This window comes from Pseudobacteriovorax antillogorgiicola (assembly GCF_900177345.1).
In the GTDB taxonomy this organism is placed as follows: Bacteria; Bdellovibrionota_B; Oligoflexia; order Oligoflexales; family Oligoflexaceae; genus Pseudobacteriovorax; species Pseudobacteriovorax antillogorgiicola.
This window is the reverse complement of record NZ_FWZT01000006.1, coordinates 239,256-257,206: the sequence shown is the minus strand read 5'-3', so window position 1 is coordinate 257,206 and position 17,951 is coordinate 239,256. Positions and strand designations below refer to the sequence as shown.

Sequence of the window (17,951 nt, the reverse complement as noted above, 5' to 3'; positions counted from 1 at the left end):
GAGGCAAACGATTGCCTGCATGCCTCTTCAGTGCTTTCATTACTTGGGTTAAACGAAGAATCCAAAAAAGGGTGAAAAGCCTAGACAGCTTATGTCTCCTCGTAGCAACATAGCAAAAGTTTATCAGTTAGAAAGTCGCCTGTGATACTACTACGTAAATTAGCTGAACTCTTTGTAAAGCAAGGGGTACAGTGAGGTCAGAGCTATGAAAGTTCACTTGGTGTGTGTGGCCGAAAAGCATTGGCAATATCTTTAAAAAACGATAGGAATACTTTGTTAATAGATGATTTTGGCTGGATAAAAGGAGTGGTTATGAGGTTTGTGTTTCACAGTTTGTTTTTCTTGCTTATTACCGACGGAGTGATGGCTCACACATCGAATACCCGAGCGGGTCGCTTTACCGGCGCCTTGTTCCTAATGGATACCGAGTACGAGAACGAAAACAATACCGAGTTTGACGTTGAAGGCCAGATGCTCGTTGGTGGCATGAACACAATGGTGAGCCCTCAGTTTACGGTCGGTGGCGGCTTGGGACTCTTGATTGACGGGGAGTTAGGCAATGCTCTCTCTTTTGATGACGGGAGTGGATTTCGTATCTTCTTCGATGGGCGTTATATGCTGAAGAAAGCGGGCGCCATTGAGTTTGCTATGACGGGAAACTTAACTCATGATCGCTTCACCTTCGAATCCGGTGATACCGAGCTGGATTGGAGTATGACAGACCTTAAACTGGGTGGTCTAGCGATTCATCGAGCCGGTCGTGCCAGCATTTACGGGGGACTCGATGCGGTTCTCTATTCTGATGGTCAATCTGAAGTCGGGGATGCTTCAGCTGATGCTGAACGCAATGATCGGATCAATCTGCGAGTGGGCGGTAGTTTTGCGCTTGACCGTAGCATGGACTTACGGGCTGATATCTTTCTCCTCGGTGAGAAGTCTATTCAAATTGGTGTAGATATGTACATCTAGTGTCTAGTCAAGTTGAATTCTGGGCTAGGAGCTAGTGCGATGTGGCTAGTTGCGCTTTTGGGCAACTAGCTTGCCTACTTTTTTCTCCCCTCGCAGAAACGTCCTCGATTCTTCAAGGCTGCCTCTCCAAAACCGATAAGAAGCGGAATCATTTTATTTTTCCGTGGACTTACGTTCTGAAAACAGCAGCATTCTTTATCCTTATTATTATGGCTTGGTCGCCGACTCAGGGGGCGACGAAATATTCTTTGGCAAATTTTGAAGAAGGTGATTATCTTCAGAAATATCTTGAATTTTATATCGAAGGAGATGGAGAACATCGAAGTCTTGAAGAACTGATTAATGACCAAGGCGTCGCATTCGAGACCCAGGGCAGCGATCAACCTCGATTCCCGTTTAGTGAGCAGGTGCACTGGGGGCGTTTGAAAATTGTAAACCCTCTGCTTGAAACAAGAACTCTCGTTTTCGAATCTCAGTATCCTCCAACCCAGAACTTGGATATTTTTCTAATTCATGATTCGAACGTGACCCATATTCAAGTGGGTCATTGGCGAGAAAAACCCCCCGACACACTATCATTTCGATTGCCTGCTTTACCCCTGAGCTTTAAACCGGGGGAAACGACTTTATATGTGAAAATCAAAACCAAAACCTCCGTGCGGTTTGATTTTCGGTTTTGGTCGAAGGATGAGTTCTTGCGGCATAGCAATGAATCAAATTCAATGCTGTTTATCTGGTATGGAATACTGGTTGGGCTTTTTTTCTTCAATCTATTTTTAGCAAGTCTAAACTTGGACAAGGGCTTTGTACTATATACTTTCAATATTTTCTTTTATGCTCTAGCCCAATCCTATATCTATGGGGTGGCAGCTTATTATTTACCTATGTCCAGTAGCCCATGGTTTTCAAAAGTCTTTCTTGCCTGTTTTCCGATCTCCTTAATTTGGTCGATATCCTTCTCTCGATGGTTTTTGAAGATCCCCGAAATGTAGAAATTTCTTGATCGATCCATGATAATCAGTGCTGGAAGCCTTATCTTTGTTGTTATAGCGATCTTCTATGACTATGGTATCGGTGTTCGCTTGGTTACCCATACATCGGGAGCATTTTCATTTCTGACCCTGATTTGCAGTGTAGTATCGTGTAGCAAACGCTATGTCCCGGCATACTTTTTCTTTGTGGCTTGGTTGGTTTTCATCGTTGGCAGTTTGCTTCAAATCTTCGTATCTGGAGGGATCATTGCCCCCACGTTCTATGCGAAATACGGTAACCTCATCGGCTCCGGGGTGCAGATCATCATTCTGTCTTTAGCTTTAGGTTACAAACTTAAGATTATTGAGGTGAAAAGACGCCAAGCGGAGTTTAATAGCCATCTTATTCGCAAGGATTTGGACGCAGCGAAAGTGGTTCAGGATTCATTCTTGATACCCGAACTCCCAGAGATCGAGGGCTACCGGGTGAAGGCTTACTACCATCCTTCACTAGCGGTAGGAGGAGATTGGTACTCGATTTACGACGATCATGAGAATTCACGCCTATATGTGATGATCGGTGATGTCACCGGGCACGGGATCGCTTCTGCACTTGTGACTGGATCAACTGCGGGTAGTATTATGACCGTTTTTAAAATTTTTCCAGGCGATTCGTCGCCGGAAGACATGCTTCGGCATTTAGCGGATACGGCCAACCTTAATGTCTTGGACATCGGTCGGAAAAGTGAGCGTTGGATGACGATGACGTTTATATGTATCGACTATTGCTTCCATAAAGCCTACTATTTGAATGCTGGACATAATGCCTCGTACTTTAAGTTAGAAGATCGAGTGAAGACAGTAATCCAAGGTAGTCGACCCCTTGGTCTTTCATCTGAACCATATACAAAAGTGCAACAAATAGACATGGCTTCAGGCAGTAGTTTCTTTCTTTACACCGATGGCTTGCTTGAAAACAGCTCTGTGGAAGGAGTCCATCTCGATGATAAAAAACTCATTGAACAAATAAAGTCCAATTCAATGCCTGAACTGTTTGATGAACTGGTAAGAACTGCGCAAAATTTTGAGAGTAGCTATCAAACAGATGACACAGCCTTTATCTTGATTGAGCGCAAGGCTAGCAAGGCAAAACTAAAGGCTGTTTGAAACCCGTTTCACAAAGCTACAGGTTTACCCTTCTGGATTCTAGTAAGATAAATTTTCTGTAGAGCCTGTCGAGCGGGATTATCAAAGTCGAACGTTAGACCACCAATGTCCTTCTTAAACTTACTAAGGCCTTGATGTAGCGCTTGTTTATCTATATTTTTGCCAATCTTTCGAAGAGCTTCCGCAAAGACCTTGGCGACGACGAACCCTTCAAGGGAGACATAACTATAGTCTTTAATATGCTCGCGATACTCCTTTACAATAGGCAGTTTTGATGTCCAAGGGGAGGGCATGACTTGGCTGATGATTACGCCGTTTCCCTGATCACCAAGTTCGTTGATGAGTTCGGAAGTCCCAACAAAGCTAATGTTTGCGAATTGAGTTCCTTTGAATTCAGCCATACTTTTCATTTTCTTGATGGCTTCTGCACAAGGTTGGTAGGCGCCAATCATGATAATCGCATCCAGCTTTTCTTGTTTTAGTTTCTCAATAGCCTTCTCAACCCTCAGAGAGTTTCTGCGATAATTGCCTTTAGCTAGTACTTCCAGCTTGTGGGAGCCAAGTGCTTTCTTGACTCCGCTAAGTCCCGCTTTGCCATAAGCATCTTTTTGGAAAAAGACACCGAAGCGTTTCTTGCCCGTTGAAACGAAGTGATCGACCAAAGCTTTGGTCTCTTGGTCATAGCTCGCGCGAACATTATAGACATGAGGAGTTTCTGCTGTCCTTAGTAAGTTTGCCCCGGTAAATGCTCCGAAGTAGACCATTTCAGAACGTTCACTATACTTGATTGCAGTGCGGCTTGTAGGTGTTCCTACAAAGCCGATGTAGGCTAGTACTTTGCTTTCTATTTCCTTGAGATTGCTTAAGGTGTAACGCGGCTCGTAGCCATCATCCTTGAATATGACTTCAATGGTTCTTCCATGGATTCCCCCCTCTTTGTTGACTTTATCAAAGTAGGCTGAAAGCCCCTGGTTCATTCCTGTACCCAAAGCCTTAGCTAGGCCACTGGTTGCATTCACTGTGCCTAAAACTATCTTAGTATCGGTTACACCTGAGGAGTGGGCGCTGCCTGATATGAACACAGCAAAGGCTAGACAAAAAACTAAGCGTTTCATAGGATCTCCGGATAATCGTTATGATATGACGATTATATCTTCGGAAGGCTAGAATGCAAAGAAAGATTGAGCTGAGAACTTTGAAGAACTTGGGTTATAAAAGCTCCGAGCGCTGTGCCCCCGGAGCTAGCATGGGTGAGGTAGGAACTGAGGTTTTATCTTAGGAATACCCTCCAGCTATGTTACTTGCTAAGTCCTGAGTACATTGCGTCAGCCGTATGCTGTGCGATTTCATTAATCGATTGGGTTGCCGTTTCTGGGAAACCCTGGTTGTTAAGTATAAAGTGAAGCATGGTGATCACTACGGTACCACCAGCACCATTATTGAAACCACTTCCGTCATTGAATGAAAGGTTGATCATGGTTGACTCAAGGAAGTCTGGATTGTTTGTGTCCACCAAAGTCTCGACACCAAACCCCATCTCTTCATTGCCCGATTGAACCTGATAAAGGTTGTACTCCGTGTTTCGTTCACTGCTCAAGAAGTTTGTTTCTGTAGCTTGGATTGTGACTTTGTAGTTCATATCGGTGCTCCAAAGATGGAGGCCATAGTCAAGACCGCTATCCGCTTTACGAGAAGCCGTAGACTCTAGTGTCACGCTCTGGCCTTCGTAGTTTTGAGCCACGAAATCATAAATAGGTCGTTCTTTGACCTCAAAGGGGCGGATAGGCACATAGAAAGCCCAGGCTATAAGGAACTCTGAGGTATCATCAGCTTCAGAGTGCTCAACTACAAGAGTTTCAAGATTGATTTCACCTGGGTTTGCATCAAGGGCTGCCTGGCGATATTCACTCATCATAGCAGTTGGTGTTCCGTTGTCACACATGTAGGAAAGTTCAGTATTAACATCAGCGCGAAGTCGTAATTTGTCAACGTGTTTACAGTAAAGCTCAACATAGTTAAGATTGCCATCTTCATCAAGTTCCACCCCTGCGACTTCAGCCTGTTGCTCTGGTTGACCAGTGCTTCCGCGACTTGTTTCTTCTGAATTGGTTGCCGCCTGGTTGCATGCTGTAGCCAGAAGAGTTAAAAAAATTGACATGTGTGAAACGCGCATTGGACTGCTCCTTAAATCTCGGTATTAGTGATATGTTCATAAAGCATCTTTGATACTTCCTGATTCAAATCTAGTAGGGCTTTTTCTAATCTCACTGGATCAATACGATCCTTGATGATCAGCTCGGTAATAAAAATAATGTAGGAGTAGCCGTCTCCTGCAGTGACACCAATCGTAAGGCCATTGCTTAAGTGATAGCTCGGGTTCGTTTCGACATCGACTAGATGTTCTGTGGAGACTACAACATCACGATTATCTTCTACCAAAAGGTACGTGTTGAACTCTGTTTGTCTCTTATCGAAGATAGCAGCACCATGAGCAGTTTTTAGATCATAGTCGAGTACTACTGATTCGATGCTGCCCCGACCTGGGAACGAGTCCCTTGAGGCAACGTTGATGACCAGGTTAGATGAGTCTGTGCTAATTCCTTCAGCGAAAATATCGTGAGCCCGGTAGTCTGCAAATTGACTTGGATCAACAAGTGGAACCTTGATGGCGAAAGCAAAGGCAAACTCGGTAACATAAAGCGGGCTGGTAACCTTGTGAAGCGTTTGGACCTGGGCTAACTCACCACCCTCATAGGATGACATTACAATATCTTTAAAAACCTGATTCGTGCTGCCGTTTTCACAAATGTAAGCGAACTGCCTTGAAAAATCGCCATTGCCGCGGCTCTCGATAACAGTTGGGCCGTCTTGACAAAGGACTTGCTCTACCGGGCGTCCATCAACCACAGTCGCTATAGTGCTATCTTCGCCAACACCTACCGCCTGGCCAGACTGCTGCTCACTATCAAAGCCACCTTGCTCACCAGCGCAGGAGCTGATGACAATCAAGAGTATCTTAAAGGTTTGATTTATCTTTGTCATGGTGCTCTCCTATTGAGTCTGGGCATTATAGCTGTTTGCGATAGATGCATTAAAGAAATCGAAGAATGTATCTGTCGTGCCTTCGGCTATATTGCCATCAGGATCTCCGCGGGAGTTCATGATGACGTTTACAATGGAGAATACATATGTACTAGCATCTGGGTTTTCTGGGTCTGCCATCACACCTCGAACAATATTTGACTTTTTGAACTGTTCTGTTTCTTCCATGAGGGTTCTAGCAGCCATGAAAAAGTCAAAGTTATTGGGGTGAAGGCGATACATATTCAGCCGATGCTTCGAAATATCTTTAAAGATAACTTGAGGGTTGTTTTGACGATTCACATCTGTTGTTTGTTCCACAATGAAAGATGTATCAGCATCCCCTTGGTTCTCAGGTGGAGCTAGGAACTGAGCGTTGATTGTTAAAATTCCTTCCTGATAGGGCAGTAACGCAATCGGCTCCTCAGCAATGAGAGTTGGTACAGCATTTTTGGGAATCTTCATTCCATAAGCTATAAAGATCTGGACTAGCTCGCCTGTAAGATCTGCGTCTTGGGGAAGTCTCACGATAAAGTCTTCGGTGTTCCCAGATCCTTGATAGGGGTTGGAATAGATCTGCTGGAAAACAGTACTTGGTGTTCCATTGCTGCATAAAACTTCGAGCTCTTGAGTGATATTCTGGCTTGTGATGGCCTGAACGTTGGGGATGCCGGAACAGAATCCTTCTAGAGTAAGAGGTACCTTGTTCTCTTCCGGTAAAACAAACTTAATGCCACTGTGATGTTGCTTCTCTCGATGTTTAGACACAGATTGGTCCTGATTCTTCTGGCAAGACCAGAGACTCAAGATGAGACCAATCGTGAAGAACGTCATCTTCATGATAGTCAGCTCCTTAAATTGCGTTGTAACTCAGAGTCTGCAACCATTAGGCCAATCAGTTGACTCTAAATGCTCAATCAAATCACGAGCATCCAAAATAATGTGATGGTGGAATTCCGACGAGGCCAAAGTCTAGATTATGATAATCTGCTGAAAATGTTGGATAATACTTGCTTTAACGCTGTTTTTTAGAAGTCGCGATCCTATTTTTGTGATCACCACTGACTATATGCTCATCAGATCTGTGTCTAGTCATGTAAGTATCAGTAATAATTGGATATATTGCGATTCCAAGTTTTCTACCCATCAGTTCTTGTTGAGTTATTCCTCGGTATATTAGGTACATAGCTGGGCATGAACCTTGCGTTAATGGGTCTAAAGGTTAAATGAGGAGGAATCCATGAGTCGTTTTCGGGCGCGTTTGCTCATAATGCCGTTAATCGTGCTTTGTCAGCTTCATTGCACTGAGGAAAAGAGTAACGACTTTGTCGAAAGTGCTCAGACGAACAGCGCGAACGTCGGCTCTGAAGCTACTAATAATGAAGAAGTTTTAGATGTTCCAGTGGTTTCGGCGGACGATCCGTTCCAAGAGCTAGAGGAAACAAAGAAGCCAAAAGCACCAAGTCTTGCGAAGATTCTTGAAGATGAATGTGGATTAGCTGACCCACTAAATTCTCAAGCAGTGATCTTAGAGCAAGCCATGGTGAACCCTTACCAAAGAGTTCTGATTAGCGGCCTATTAGATGTATATATCGATATCTTCACCACGATCTATATGAAGAATACTCAGGCTAGAAGTGACTTTACTATCGATCTTAATATCAGAGGAGTCGCTGCAAATTACAAAGGCGAGGAAGCCATAAATTTACAGCCAGTCATGGATCAAGCCATGGGCGAGGCGGCGATGTTTACGGGAACTACTACCAATATTGCGCCTGACAAGGAAAACCCAATTCCTGATGAGTGGGCAGACCTTGTTTGTACCGTGGCGTTCGCAGGCACCTCAGTTACGACTATTGGTGGCTATGAAACCGAAATTAAATTTACACCACCCTTGCCAACTGGAGTATCGCCGAATCCTATCGCTGAGAGATTCGAGTCAGAGATTGGAAGGTTTCGGCACTTTCCCAACATTACGGCTGAGATCTTAAGAACTAACAATCCGCGATTGTCTGTCGGACAGAAGATCACCGGTAGTGTTTTTATAGAGAGACTTCCAGCAACGAGAGTCACTCCGCGGATGGATCTCAAAGGCAACGTTGCCTATCGGGTGACCAATTCCTTTAAAGATAGACGTACTACGGCAGATCTCGGGATGCTGCTCTGGTCAGAAGTTTATATCGATCACGAAACACAAGAGTATCAGAACTTTGCTTCAGATCTTGGAACTGATCTTCAGTACCTCTACAAGGAAGGCGCTGAGCCCTTTCCTAGCAGTATGGAGACCCAACCATGAAAATAGTCATTTTAATCTTACTTGGACTAACTCTTAGCCAATGTACAAAAAAGAATGAAAATCAAGAAAGTCAAGAAAGTCTCGATGCCGTCTTGGGTGACTATCAGGACGACGATAAAGACTTTCTTGATACTGGGGATGCAGTTCGCCCAGCTGACGAAGAGATTGACGAAGTGAATCCGCTGAATCAATGTGGCTTTCCTGACCTTTCTGATACGGAAGCATTGTTCTTCGATCAAACACTTGTATATCAGTATCGAAGAAACTTCTTTGGTGGTTTGGCCCATGTGTATATTGATATTGACGCCAAGGTTCGCCTAGGGAGTAGCCAAGTGCGAAGTTTCTTCGATTTTTCTCTCGATGTTCTTGGTACCGGAGCCACTGATCTTGTTACAGGAGAAGTGATCGCTGATACCTCGATTGTAACTACTGGAGCGTCAGAGCAGGCTGAAGACTTTCGAGGCAAAGTTGATTCCGAAGCCTTTCCTCTGCGATCAAATTTTGATCCAGAATGGAAAGATATTCTTTGCACTCTTCCTGGATCAGACTATTTAGTCTCTACATTGGGGGGGTACCGTACCGAAGTGCGGTTTGAACCCGGCTACCCCGCAGCCATGTCGCCTGCCGCAGACCCAGAGCGATACGACGAGGAGATTGGTGATTTCAGAGCGTTTACTGAAATTAAGGCCACTGTGATCAGTACCAATAATCCCAATCTAGTGGAAGGCAAAACCTATATTGGATCTGTTCTCGTTGAGAAAATTGAACCGAAAGTCACCACCCCTCAGGGAGTTGCTGTGGAGTCAGATCGGGCCTATCGTATGAGCTATCGCTTCGGAACCGAGGAGGAGACGAGGGGACTTGGTCTTTTGATTTGGGCAGAAACTTACATCAATCACGAAACAAGAGAGTATTCAGCATTGAAGGCCAATATGGGGTCTCAGTCTGAAATTAACTTCTTCTTGCCAGAATAGAAAAGGATTACACGCATGCAAAGGAGTTTATTCAATGAAAAGGAGTGCATTTGGGGCCTGGTTGGTCCTTTCACTGGCATTAGGAGCTTGTGAACAAAAAGAACATAGTCAAGTAGATAGTAGCACTATGACTTCACTTGATGTCATTGATCTGGAAACACATGTGGATCTAGATTTTTATCAGGGACAAGTTCGAGATGATCTAAAAGAATTGTTCTGCACCCACGTCTTCCTCCTGCCGCTGAAATCTGACTTTAATGAAGAGCTAAGTTATCTATGTACCGATGGTCAGCCAAACCAAGTGTTCCACGACTTAGATCGTTACGCTGAAGCCGTAGCTGATCGTCCTCGATCCGTGCGTTTGGCCTTAGAACAGGATGAACAGCGTAGCCATGGTGTATTTGCCACTGTCTATCGGGTTCCAATTCAACCTAAATGGGTTCGGAGTGCTGATATTGGCTCGTTCATGGTACAAGCTTCGAATTTCGACTACGTCCAGCAGCGTGGTCGCGTTGTGCAAAACTTAGATGATAGTGTGGGTGGCGATCTGCAATTTGGTAAGAGTGAGCTCGATTATGAGACGTTTGTGGTCACCCCTGATGGACAAAGATTCAGCAATCAAAGACAGACTGAACTCAATAGCTTTCAGGTACAAGGGGGTAACTCTCATATAGGAATCGGCGCGGAGCACTTGCTTGCGTCAGAAAATGATGATTATCTTGTATACAATACTCTGACAGTGACGATTGGAACGGATGGAGATGGAAGTGTCTTAATCACGATCATTCGGCTTCAAGTCAATCACAACGGCTTTCCAGAAGTAGCAGAGCAAGTGATGAGTGACCTTGCTACAGCTCAAGCAAGCCATGTAAGGCAGGGTCTACTGACCAATCTCAGTGAACATATCCTCCGGTGAGGCAAGTCCTTGACCAGACCCCCCTGGCAGCTTTAGTCGCTAGCCTAGGGTTGGGTGGTTGCTGACCACCCAACCCGACTCTGAAACCTTTAACTCCCCAGACAAATTAACATAATAGAATCGTTCAAGGATCTTTGTGTGGCATTGTTCGGCTTCATGAACAGTCTTTTGCCAGATTCACTATTGTGTCAAAGGCCCAGTCGCCGAATAATACCCCAGTGAAGAAACTCTATGCAGTCTGGAAGAAAAGGAAGGTGAATCATGAGCAATGTTGAATTAGTGATCGATCCAAAAGCGAAGGATCTAGGAGATAACTTTCAAGTGCGTCGAGCTTTACCGTCTATCAAGAAAAGAATGATTGGCCCCTTCATTTTTTGGGATCACATGGGTCCGGTGACACTGCTGAATGATAAGAAAATGACAGTGCGAGCCCACCCTCATATTGGGCTTTCCACCATCACTTATCTCTTCACTGGTGAAATTATGCATCGGGATAGTTTAGGTAACGAACAGCCCATCAGGCCGGGAGAAGTAAACTGGATGACAGCAGGTAAGGGAATCGTACACTCGGAGCGATCAGAGGCCCCGATCAAAGGTGAAGCTCTTGAGCTAGAAGGTATTCAGCTTTGGGTGGCTCTACCAAAAAATTCTGAAGATGTCGAGCCAAGCTTTGTTCACTTCAAAGAAGAGAGTTTACCTCATATAGAGGAAAATGGAATCCAGCTTCGCTTGATTGCGGGCAAGGGTTTGGGAGCTGAGTCTCCGGTGCCCGTTTATTCTGATCTGTTCTATTTCAATGGTCGGGCGTCTAAGGGTAAAAGATTTGAAATGAAACTCTCTTCAGACCAAGAGGGTGCACTTTATGTTGTTAAGGGTAAAATCAAGGTTGAAGGCGATATTCACACCCGTTTTAGCCTAATCAGCTTTAAAAAAGGAACAACCGTCGCATTCCAAGCAGATGAAAATAGCGAATTTATGCTTTTTGGTGGCTCGGTTTTCCCAGAAAAGCGTCACATCTGGTGGAATTTTGTTTCGAGTTCGAAAGACAAGATCGAACAAGCTAAAGATGATTGGAAGAATGATAAATTTCCCAAAGTTATCAATGAAGATGAAGTGATTCCACTTCCTGAATGATATCTTGCACTGTGGATAAGCTCCTAAAGTAGTTCAAATTTGGGTCGATATCGATGTAGAACCAAAGGAGCTTTTCACGGTGCAAGGGAATAAGAAGGCAACCGATGCCGTCATCCAATTCAAACTAAGGGTGACACGGTTTATCCTTTTCAGTGCTGCTATTGCTGCAGTGCTTGTGGCAATTTTACGCCCACCGAGCCAAGCTATAGAGAATCAAGTTATCATTCTAGGCCTGGCTGTTGTTCTATCAGCGGTGGGGTTTTTGATCCCCCGCTTAATACCCTGGCGTGTCGGAGCTATGTTCATGACCTTTGTCGTGACTGCGACTCTTCATGGAATGATTCTTGTGACTGTTTACCCACCGTTGGTAGGCAACCATAACTTTATTCCGATTGTAATCTTCACAGCGACAAATCTAGTGAGCTTTGCTTGGGGAGCCTTTATCACCATCTGGGTCGTCTTATTTGATCTAGGTTTGTTCTTAGAATTGTGGCGGCCAATTCCTGATTATTCGTATATTGACTCTGCTGTTTGTATCGATCGGATGGTTGCGTACTGTTTCGCCTACGCTGGGGCAGCATTTGCAGCCTATGCTATGAAGATTAGTTATGCTCGTATTGAATCACAGGAAAAGGAGCTGCGATCGAAAGACAAGCTTGCAGCCCTAGGAGTATTCTCTGGGGGGATTGCCCATGAAATTAATAACCCATTAGCTATTGTAAAGGGCTACCTTACGCAGCTAAAGAAAAAAATCCAGCGTCAAATACCCCATGAGGCTGGCGATTTTATTCCAAAGATTCAGAGAATTGAAAGCAATCTCGATCGCATTGGCTCGATTACTACCAGTCTCCTCACCATGACGCGAAATAATACAGAAAATCAGTTTCGAGCTGAGATATTTGATGTGGGAGAAATAGTCGGTGAGGTCCTAGAGTTGTTAGGGCCTAAGATTCAAGGCCATAAAGTGGATGTTCGATGTGAAATTGCTCAGGATATTGGCTCCATCCGAGGTTTCCCGCAGCCTCTTAAAATATCCCTTCGTGTGATAGTGGACAATGCTATCGATGCGTTGGTTTCATCTGAAACTATAGATCCTGAAGTAAAACTTTCTGTATTCGAGGATCAAGAACAAACGGTGTTTGAAGTGAGGGACAACGGCCCTGGGATTCCGGCAGAAATCCATGATAAGATATTTGATCCGTTTTTTACTACTAAAGATGTTGGTCTCGGCAGTGGAATTGGTCTATCACTCGTGGCGAGTATCTGCGATACGGTGGGCTGGGATCTAAGCTTCCGAAGCCGCAAGGGAAAGACAGTTTTTCGAATCAAGAGTCCGATTCTAGCAGAGGAGCGGTATCGACTGGGAGCCTGATTTGTAGTAGAAAAAGGTAGCCTTGCTTCAAGGCTACCTTTGGGTATGCAGTAGGGTATATGAGACTAAGATGCAAAAGTACTCATTTTAAGATCTTGCCATGTAGATCGAAAAAGTGCTTTATCGATTGGATTTAGTACTTTCTGAGACTCTTCTTTCTCTGGTGCCTTGTGTAAGGTGTTGTAGAAAGGTTTGATAGTCTCAAGCTCGGACGAGTTTTCAAATAGCTTGAATATGTCGCAGTTCTTACCTTCACTCATTTTTAATGACTGAGACTGATACTCCCCGTGAAATAGAGAAGCCATCTGCTTCTGTCTCTGATTTAGAAAACGTACTATGGATGCTAGGGCTAGAATGCGATACTCAGCTTCAAGAGTCTCAATGATTGGCATGATACGACCAATTTTGTTGACTCGTGTGATGATGGGAATATTAACATCGTATGCTTCTTCGATCGCGCTAAGAACTTTAAATAGCTTTTTGAATTTAGAGTTGTTCGTATAGCCTTTTAGAATCCTTTTGATCGACGCAACCTTTGGGCAAAGTTTGGTGTAGACTTTCTTAGGTTGAGCCTTCATCCAGAATGCATATTTGATATACGCTTCCGAGTAGTCAAGCTTACTTTTGTTCTTGCCAAACAAAAATCGATGCAATTCGCGAGATTCACCGTAAGCGATAGCGCGAGTAAAGTGCTTTTCCCAAAGCAAGCGATCACTTTCACCTTGCTTGGCAATTTGCTGATTGATGATGTCTTCACTCTTCTCATGTTGGCCAGAAAGTCGTAAAGCTTTGATTCTTAGAAGACCCAAGTAGCTTTGATCGTATTCAGAGCTGAGGGTTTCATTCATCTCATCCAAAATATCCATAACTCGCAGAGGAAAACCTCGGTCTATGGTTTGAAGAGCGAAACTCACATGCTGAAAGGGAAGAACAGGGTTGGCGCTGCCTCGTGACAGGAACAAGCCAAGGCTTGATTCCCACAGGGCTCCCCAAGTATCTCCATCACTCTTTAGTATGGCTGCTAGGCTTTGCTTGAGTTGACCATGAAGAAAACTAAGCTTTGACTTCCCTGCTTTGATATTGTTCTTGTCTAACAATGCTTTAGCGATTTTCTCTAGCTTCGCGACGAGCACCTTATATTCTGTATTTGCTTCTCGTGAAAATGAGATTAGGTTCAGTGTACTAATAATATAGCATACGATCGTCAGATCGCTGTGCTGGTTATCTTCAAGGGGCAGGATCTTGTGAAGGCAGTGCTCGATGCCTTGGACATACATATCATTTTGAAGAAATGGTAGCAGTTCTTTACCAATGTTCTCTTGTGTGGTGCGAATCGCCTCTAGATTCCATGACTTATCGTAGTGCATCTCAAACCCCTTATGTATATCCAAAATTTACCCCTAGATTCCAGCTTCGTTCTTGCCTGAAATCTACAAAACCTATCGGCAAAATCTCAAAATACTTTAGTGATAAGCAATATAAATAAATATAAGCAGCTAGTTATAGAATTATGAAAGTATACAAAAATATGTATATCGAAGTCACTATGTGGCGATCAAGAAGTATACAAAATATTTGGCTACTCTAAAGTTTTGATAGGAAATGCCGATGAAGGTGTATCGAATAGAGGGAATCATATGGCATTGCGAACAGGCAAGAAATTAATCAAGGAATTCTGCAGGGATAACCCCGTTACAGCGTATCTTGATTGCATACAATATATAGAGAAGATCTACGAGTCGGTTAAGGCCCAATCTGAAAGCTATTCTTATATCCAATTTGCAACAGATTTGGGTTTCTCAGGAACCAACGTGATCCACCAAATTGTAAGAGGTTACCGGAAACTCACACTCAAGTCAGCAAAAAAGATATGTATTGCTCTTGACTTAAAGAGTACCCAGAAAAAGTACTTTGAGACTTTGGTGGAGTATCGCAATGAGATTTCAGGTATCAAGCGGGATGAGATCTTCACCAGGCTGGTTGCCTTGAAAATGGATGTTCTCGAATCCGAGCAAGATCGCAGGTGGCTTGAGTTCTTTAGTGTTTGGTATCACCCCATTGTCCTTGAAGTCCTTCAACTAGATCAATGTAGGAATGATCTGAACTGGATTGCTTCCCAGGTTAATCCAAGTATTAAAATTAAGCAGGTTGAAGAAAGTGTTGCACTTCTTGAGAACCTTGGACTCATCGAATTTGATGCTGAAGCAAATCGTTACAAGCCTCAAAAGACCACGATTACTAGTGGTCATGAAGTTACTGGAATTGGCTTTATAAGATATCACCAGAGAATGATTGAGCTAGCCAAAGACTCCATTACAAGAGTCAGCCACGAACAGCGTGACATTAGTTCTGTCACTTTTAGCTGTGATGAACAAACACTTCAAGAGGTAAAGACATTGATTCACGATTTCAACGAAGCCCTTCAGGCTAGGCTGGAATCTGTAGAGAATAAGAAGAAGGTCGTTCAACTTAACGTTCAATTATTTCCCGTGAGTCATTTAGATAACTGAGAGAGTAGGTATAGAGGGTATAAATGGGATCAAAGATAAAAATAATAAAACTAGGTCAGTGGTGGGGAGCATTCCTGTTGCTCACCGGCTGTAGCATTCATATTGGCAATCCAAAGGATTTTGAGGGAAAAGAAAAAAAGGCTAAGCCCGAGGTCTCAGTGATTCTATCAGGTTCAGAATTTGAGACTGATGAAGGAGTTACACTTAGTCTAACCCAAGTAAATTTGAAGTCTTCTGATGGCAACGTTGTATACGAGTTTGAAGGAGATCCAACCCTAGATATCTCCATGGATGAGGATAATCGCTGGTTGACTTACCTATTTATTAATGAGCCTGTTGCCATTGGTGAATATACAGAACTTGAATTGTTCTTCGAGCCTCAGCGTGCTGGAACTTTTGCTACTAGCTCTGGTAACTTTGATATCATTTCTGATGATAGTATAGAGTCATACAAGGTAAGCACCTCGATAGAGGTGTCAGAAGGTACTCGAACTTCAGTATACGTTACATTTAAAAAATCTGAAGCCTTAGAAGCCGTAGGTGAAGAGGAAAATCCAAGCTCTTACATTCTTAGAAACGAATTTACAGCTGGTGAGATTCAAGTTGATAACATTGAAGCTCCAAAACAGCCCATCAAGGACGAGGCTTTCTTAGGCCCCATGCCGATCAATGATGGTCGCATCTTGCACTTTGATAGCACACAAATCGAGTCCCTATTCTTAGATCGTGATTGCTCTATCCCGGCCATCAATGATGGCGATGCAATTGGCTGCTGGAAAGATATTAGCGGTGGTGGATTCAATTTACAACAAGGTGAACGATCCAGACGACCTATACTTCATGGGAGTCGGATAGGTTCATTGCCAGCAATTGAGTTTGACGGCAACAACGATCGATTCGTGCATGAGAATACTAATCTTACATTCGTAGCCCATACTATCGTGTTTGTTGGTAACTTCTTGGATACGACCCGGAATCAGAGATTCTTCAGTTTTGGTTCGAACGATATCAATCAGTACGTTGCTGCTGGTACTGAAGAGGGTAACCTGGCTTATTCGTTCTATCGAAACAACGCCTACTACGCTCCGACTCCCCAGGGTTTACCTACAGTTATTGTCGCAACTTATTCAGGTGGGGATACAACTGGCCCTGTGAGAACAGCCTACGTAAATGGTATTGCTCAACCAATGACAGGTTCAGAAGAAACCGGGGGTGCTCTCAATATCGGCGAAAATCCCAGATTCTACCTAGGAGCATCCTCGTCGGGAAGTGTCGATAATTTTGGTGGCAATCTGTCTGAATTTATACTCTTTGATCGAGAACTGTCTGAGGCTGAGATCGAGCAAATGTTCGCCTTTATGAAGGATAAGTACCAGTTGCCTTGATCCTCCACTGTTCCCACATAAACAAGGGAATTGCCACTAGCGCTAGATAGGAAGCTATCACTGCGCTTTTGCTTGGCTCACTTTTGAAGTTTGCCTTAACAAGCTCTCGTATCATCTGTCCCCAATTTCCTGAGTTCCAGGTAGAAAATATGATGGTGAGCGATTGGCTTAATGTTTTTGTTGTATGCCACCAACCGGGGTTGTAAAGCACATCCCCTGGTTCTAAGTCTATCAGTACCATTGAGGCGTTTTTAAACTCAGGGTGCTTGTTGAAGTCTGGTTGAAAGGGGTCGACGGCAGAAAGCAATGGATTCTCTGCTGTTGGATAGAGATAGGGCGTATCGTCAGGTGAGAATAAGACGAACTGCTTATGTCCTTCAACCTGACATATGAATCCATCCATACCCCAATAGTCAAGGTGTAGAACGGGAAATGTGATACCCGGTTTCGAGACAAAAAGCTCGATAATATGCTTACCTAAGAGCCAATTATTGGGTAGAAGAAAGGTGGATTTCCAATCTCCTCTCAAAATGTCAGGTAAAGGAAATAGCTCATCAGCAAGCTCGGGAAGGTCTTTTACGATCCTCAGGTTTCGTAGGTACACCTTCTCGTTATTGGAACCTAAAGCTTTTTCAACTACATTCGCTAAATCACCAACTTGATCACCTGCCGGACTACGGTAAGTGATCGATTTATCGCCATATCTTTGGACAAGAGAGCTAATTGTCCAAGACCAGGGAGCCCAACTACCATGGACTGCATTCTTGATCAGGGCTGGTTTGCGTGCCCTAATGTGATCCCTGAATAGTATCTGCGGATTGATCTGTTTATAGTCGTATACCATTAGGTTTTGATTTTGGGCTGTAGAATAAGCTGCTTTAATGGTTGCTTCCTCCCCAAGGCTCATGAGACCCTCCTATCGGAATACAATCAGAAATAAATAGCTATCTTTTTGGAATAACTATCCTTATAATTCCAAGGATTAAAATTTTACTTATGGAAAGAAATGAAGCTGGCTTACGTTATCTTTGGTGCATTATTCGCAGCTTACACTATGATAGTGATATCAAACAATCCCGACAGGTGGTTTAAAGTCCCCGGCTTCCTAAATCAGGATCATCCACCCTTATTCGCTTCGGGTGTTTACGTAATGCTGCTTTGGTTCCTATGGCCGGT

Annotated in this window: 16 protein-coding genes; 10 read left to right on the top strand and 6 right to left on the bottom strand. The window is 43.8% G+C overall.

What is annotated here, in order from left to right:
- The first annotated feature begins 312 nt into the window (after positions 1 to 312).
- Genes B9N89_RS10345 through B9N89_RS10335 form a run of 3 tightly spaced genes read left to right on the top strand, consistent with a single transcriptional unit; the run spans position 313 to position 3,107 of the window.
- Positions 313 to 969, top strand: a complete 657-nt coding sequence (locus B9N89_RS10345; RefSeq protein ID WP_132317741.1) for a hypothetical protein — start codon at positions 313 to 315, stop codon at positions 967 to 969.
- 41 nt (positions 970 to 1,010) lie between these two features.
- On the top strand, positions 1,011 to 1,961 hold the full coding sequence (locus tag B9N89_RS10340) for a 7TM-DISM domain-containing protein (RefSeq protein ID WP_132317743.1): 951 nt from the start codon (positions 1,011 to 1,013) through the stop codon (positions 1,959 to 1,961).
- A gap of 18 nt (positions 1,962 to 1,979) precedes the next feature.
- Positions 1,980 to 3,107: a PP2C family protein-serine/threonine phosphatase gene (locus B9N89_RS10335; protein ID WP_132317745.1), complete on the top strand. Its 1,128-nt coding sequence runs from the start codon at positions 1,980 to 1,982 to the stop codon at positions 3,105 to 3,107.
- Between the two features lie 8 nt (positions 3,108 to 3,115).
- Here the strand turns inward: B9N89_RS10335 and B9N89_RS10330 are convergent, their stop codons facing one another.
- The 4 genes from B9N89_RS10330 to B9N89_RS10315 form a co-directional block, all read right to left on the bottom strand.
- Positions 3,116 to 4,222 (bottom strand): ABC transporter substrate-binding protein, encoded by a 1,107-nt coding sequence (locus tag B9N89_RS10330; protein ID WP_132317747.1) that lies wholly within the window; start codon positions 4,220 to 4,222, stop codon positions 3,116 to 3,118.
- 182 nt (positions 4,223 to 4,404) lie between these two features.
- Entirely contained in the window at positions 4,405 to 5,280 is an 876-nt protein-coding gene (locus B9N89_RS10325; protein ID WP_132317749.1) for a hypothetical protein, read from the bottom strand.
- A gap of 11 nt (positions 5,281 to 5,291) precedes the next feature.
- On the bottom strand, positions 5,292 to 6,149 hold the full coding sequence (locus B9N89_RS10320) for a hypothetical protein (protein ID WP_132317751.1): 858 nt from the start codon (positions 6,147 to 6,149) through the stop codon (positions 5,292 to 5,294).
- Positions 6,150 to 6,158: 9 nt separating this feature from the next.
- Entirely contained in the window at positions 6,159 to 7,028 is an 870-nt protein-coding gene (locus B9N89_RS10315; protein WP_132317753.1) for a hypothetical protein, read from the bottom strand.
- A gap of 400 nt (positions 7,029 to 7,428) precedes the next feature.
- Here B9N89_RS10315 and B9N89_RS10310 point away from each other — a divergent pair, with 400 nt between their 5' ends.
- The 5 genes from B9N89_RS10310 (at position 7,429) to B9N89_RS10290 (ending at position 12,880) form a co-directional block, all read left to right on the top strand.
- Positions 7,429 to 8,484 carry a hypothetical protein gene (locus B9N89_RS10310; protein ID WP_132317755.1) on the top strand — a complete coding sequence of 352 codons (1,056 nt, stop codon included), beginning with the start codon at positions 7,429 to 7,431 and terminating at the stop codon, positions 8,482 to 8,484.
- Positions 8,481 to 9,458: a hypothetical protein gene (locus tag B9N89_RS10305; RefSeq protein WP_132317757.1), complete on the top strand. Its 978-nt coding sequence runs from the start codon at positions 8,481 to 8,483 to the stop codon at positions 9,456 to 9,458. The genes B9N89_RS10310 and B9N89_RS10305 overlap by 4 nt, the downstream gene beginning before the upstream one ends.
- A gap of 34 nt (positions 9,459 to 9,492) precedes the next feature.
- Entirely contained in the window at positions 9,493 to 10,374 is an 882-nt protein-coding gene (locus B9N89_RS10300) for a hypothetical protein (RefSeq protein WP_132317759.1), read from the top strand.
- Positions 10,375 to 10,635: 261 nt separating this feature from the next.
- A complete protein-coding gene (locus B9N89_RS10295; RefSeq protein WP_132317761.1) occupies positions 10,636 to 11,508 on the top strand; it encodes a pirin family protein in 873 nt (290 codons plus the stop codon).
- Between the two features lie 79 nt (positions 11,509 to 11,587).
- Positions 11,588 to 12,880: a sensor histidine kinase gene (locus tag B9N89_RS10290; RefSeq protein WP_132317763.1), complete on the top strand. Its 1,293-nt coding sequence runs from the start codon at positions 11,588 to 11,590 to the stop codon at positions 12,878 to 12,880.
- Between the two features lie 65 nt (positions 12,881 to 12,945).
- On the opposite strand, the gene B9N89_RS10285 is transcribed toward B9N89_RS10290, so the two are convergent.
- On the bottom strand, positions 12,946 to 14,271 hold the full coding sequence (locus tag B9N89_RS10285) for a hypothetical protein (RefSeq protein WP_132317765.1): 1,326 nt from the start codon (positions 14,269 to 14,271) through the stop codon (positions 12,946 to 12,948).
- 246 nt (positions 14,272 to 14,517) lie between these two features.
- Here B9N89_RS10285 and B9N89_RS10280 point away from each other — a divergent pair, with 246 nt between their 5' ends.
- Positions 14,518 to 15,390: a TIGR02147 family protein gene (locus tag B9N89_RS10280; RefSeq protein WP_132317767.1), complete on the top strand. Its 873-nt coding sequence runs from the start codon at positions 14,518 to 14,520 to the stop codon at positions 15,388 to 15,390.
- Between the two features lie 23 nt (positions 15,391 to 15,413).
- Positions 15,414 to 16,775 carry a LamG-like jellyroll fold domain-containing protein gene (locus B9N89_RS10275; protein WP_132317769.1) on the top strand — a complete coding sequence of 454 codons (1,362 nt, stop codon included), beginning with the start codon at positions 15,414 to 15,416 and terminating at the stop codon, positions 16,773 to 16,775.
- Here B9N89_RS10275 and B9N89_RS10270 read toward each other — a convergent pair.
- A complete protein-coding gene (locus B9N89_RS10270) occupies positions 16,747 to 17,682 on the bottom strand; it encodes a cupin-like domain-containing protein (RefSeq protein ID WP_132317771.1) in 936 nt (311 codons plus the stop codon). The two genes, B9N89_RS10275 and B9N89_RS10270, sit on opposite strands and share 29 nt — an antisense overlap.
- Positions 17,683 to 17,951 lie beyond the last annotated feature (269 nt).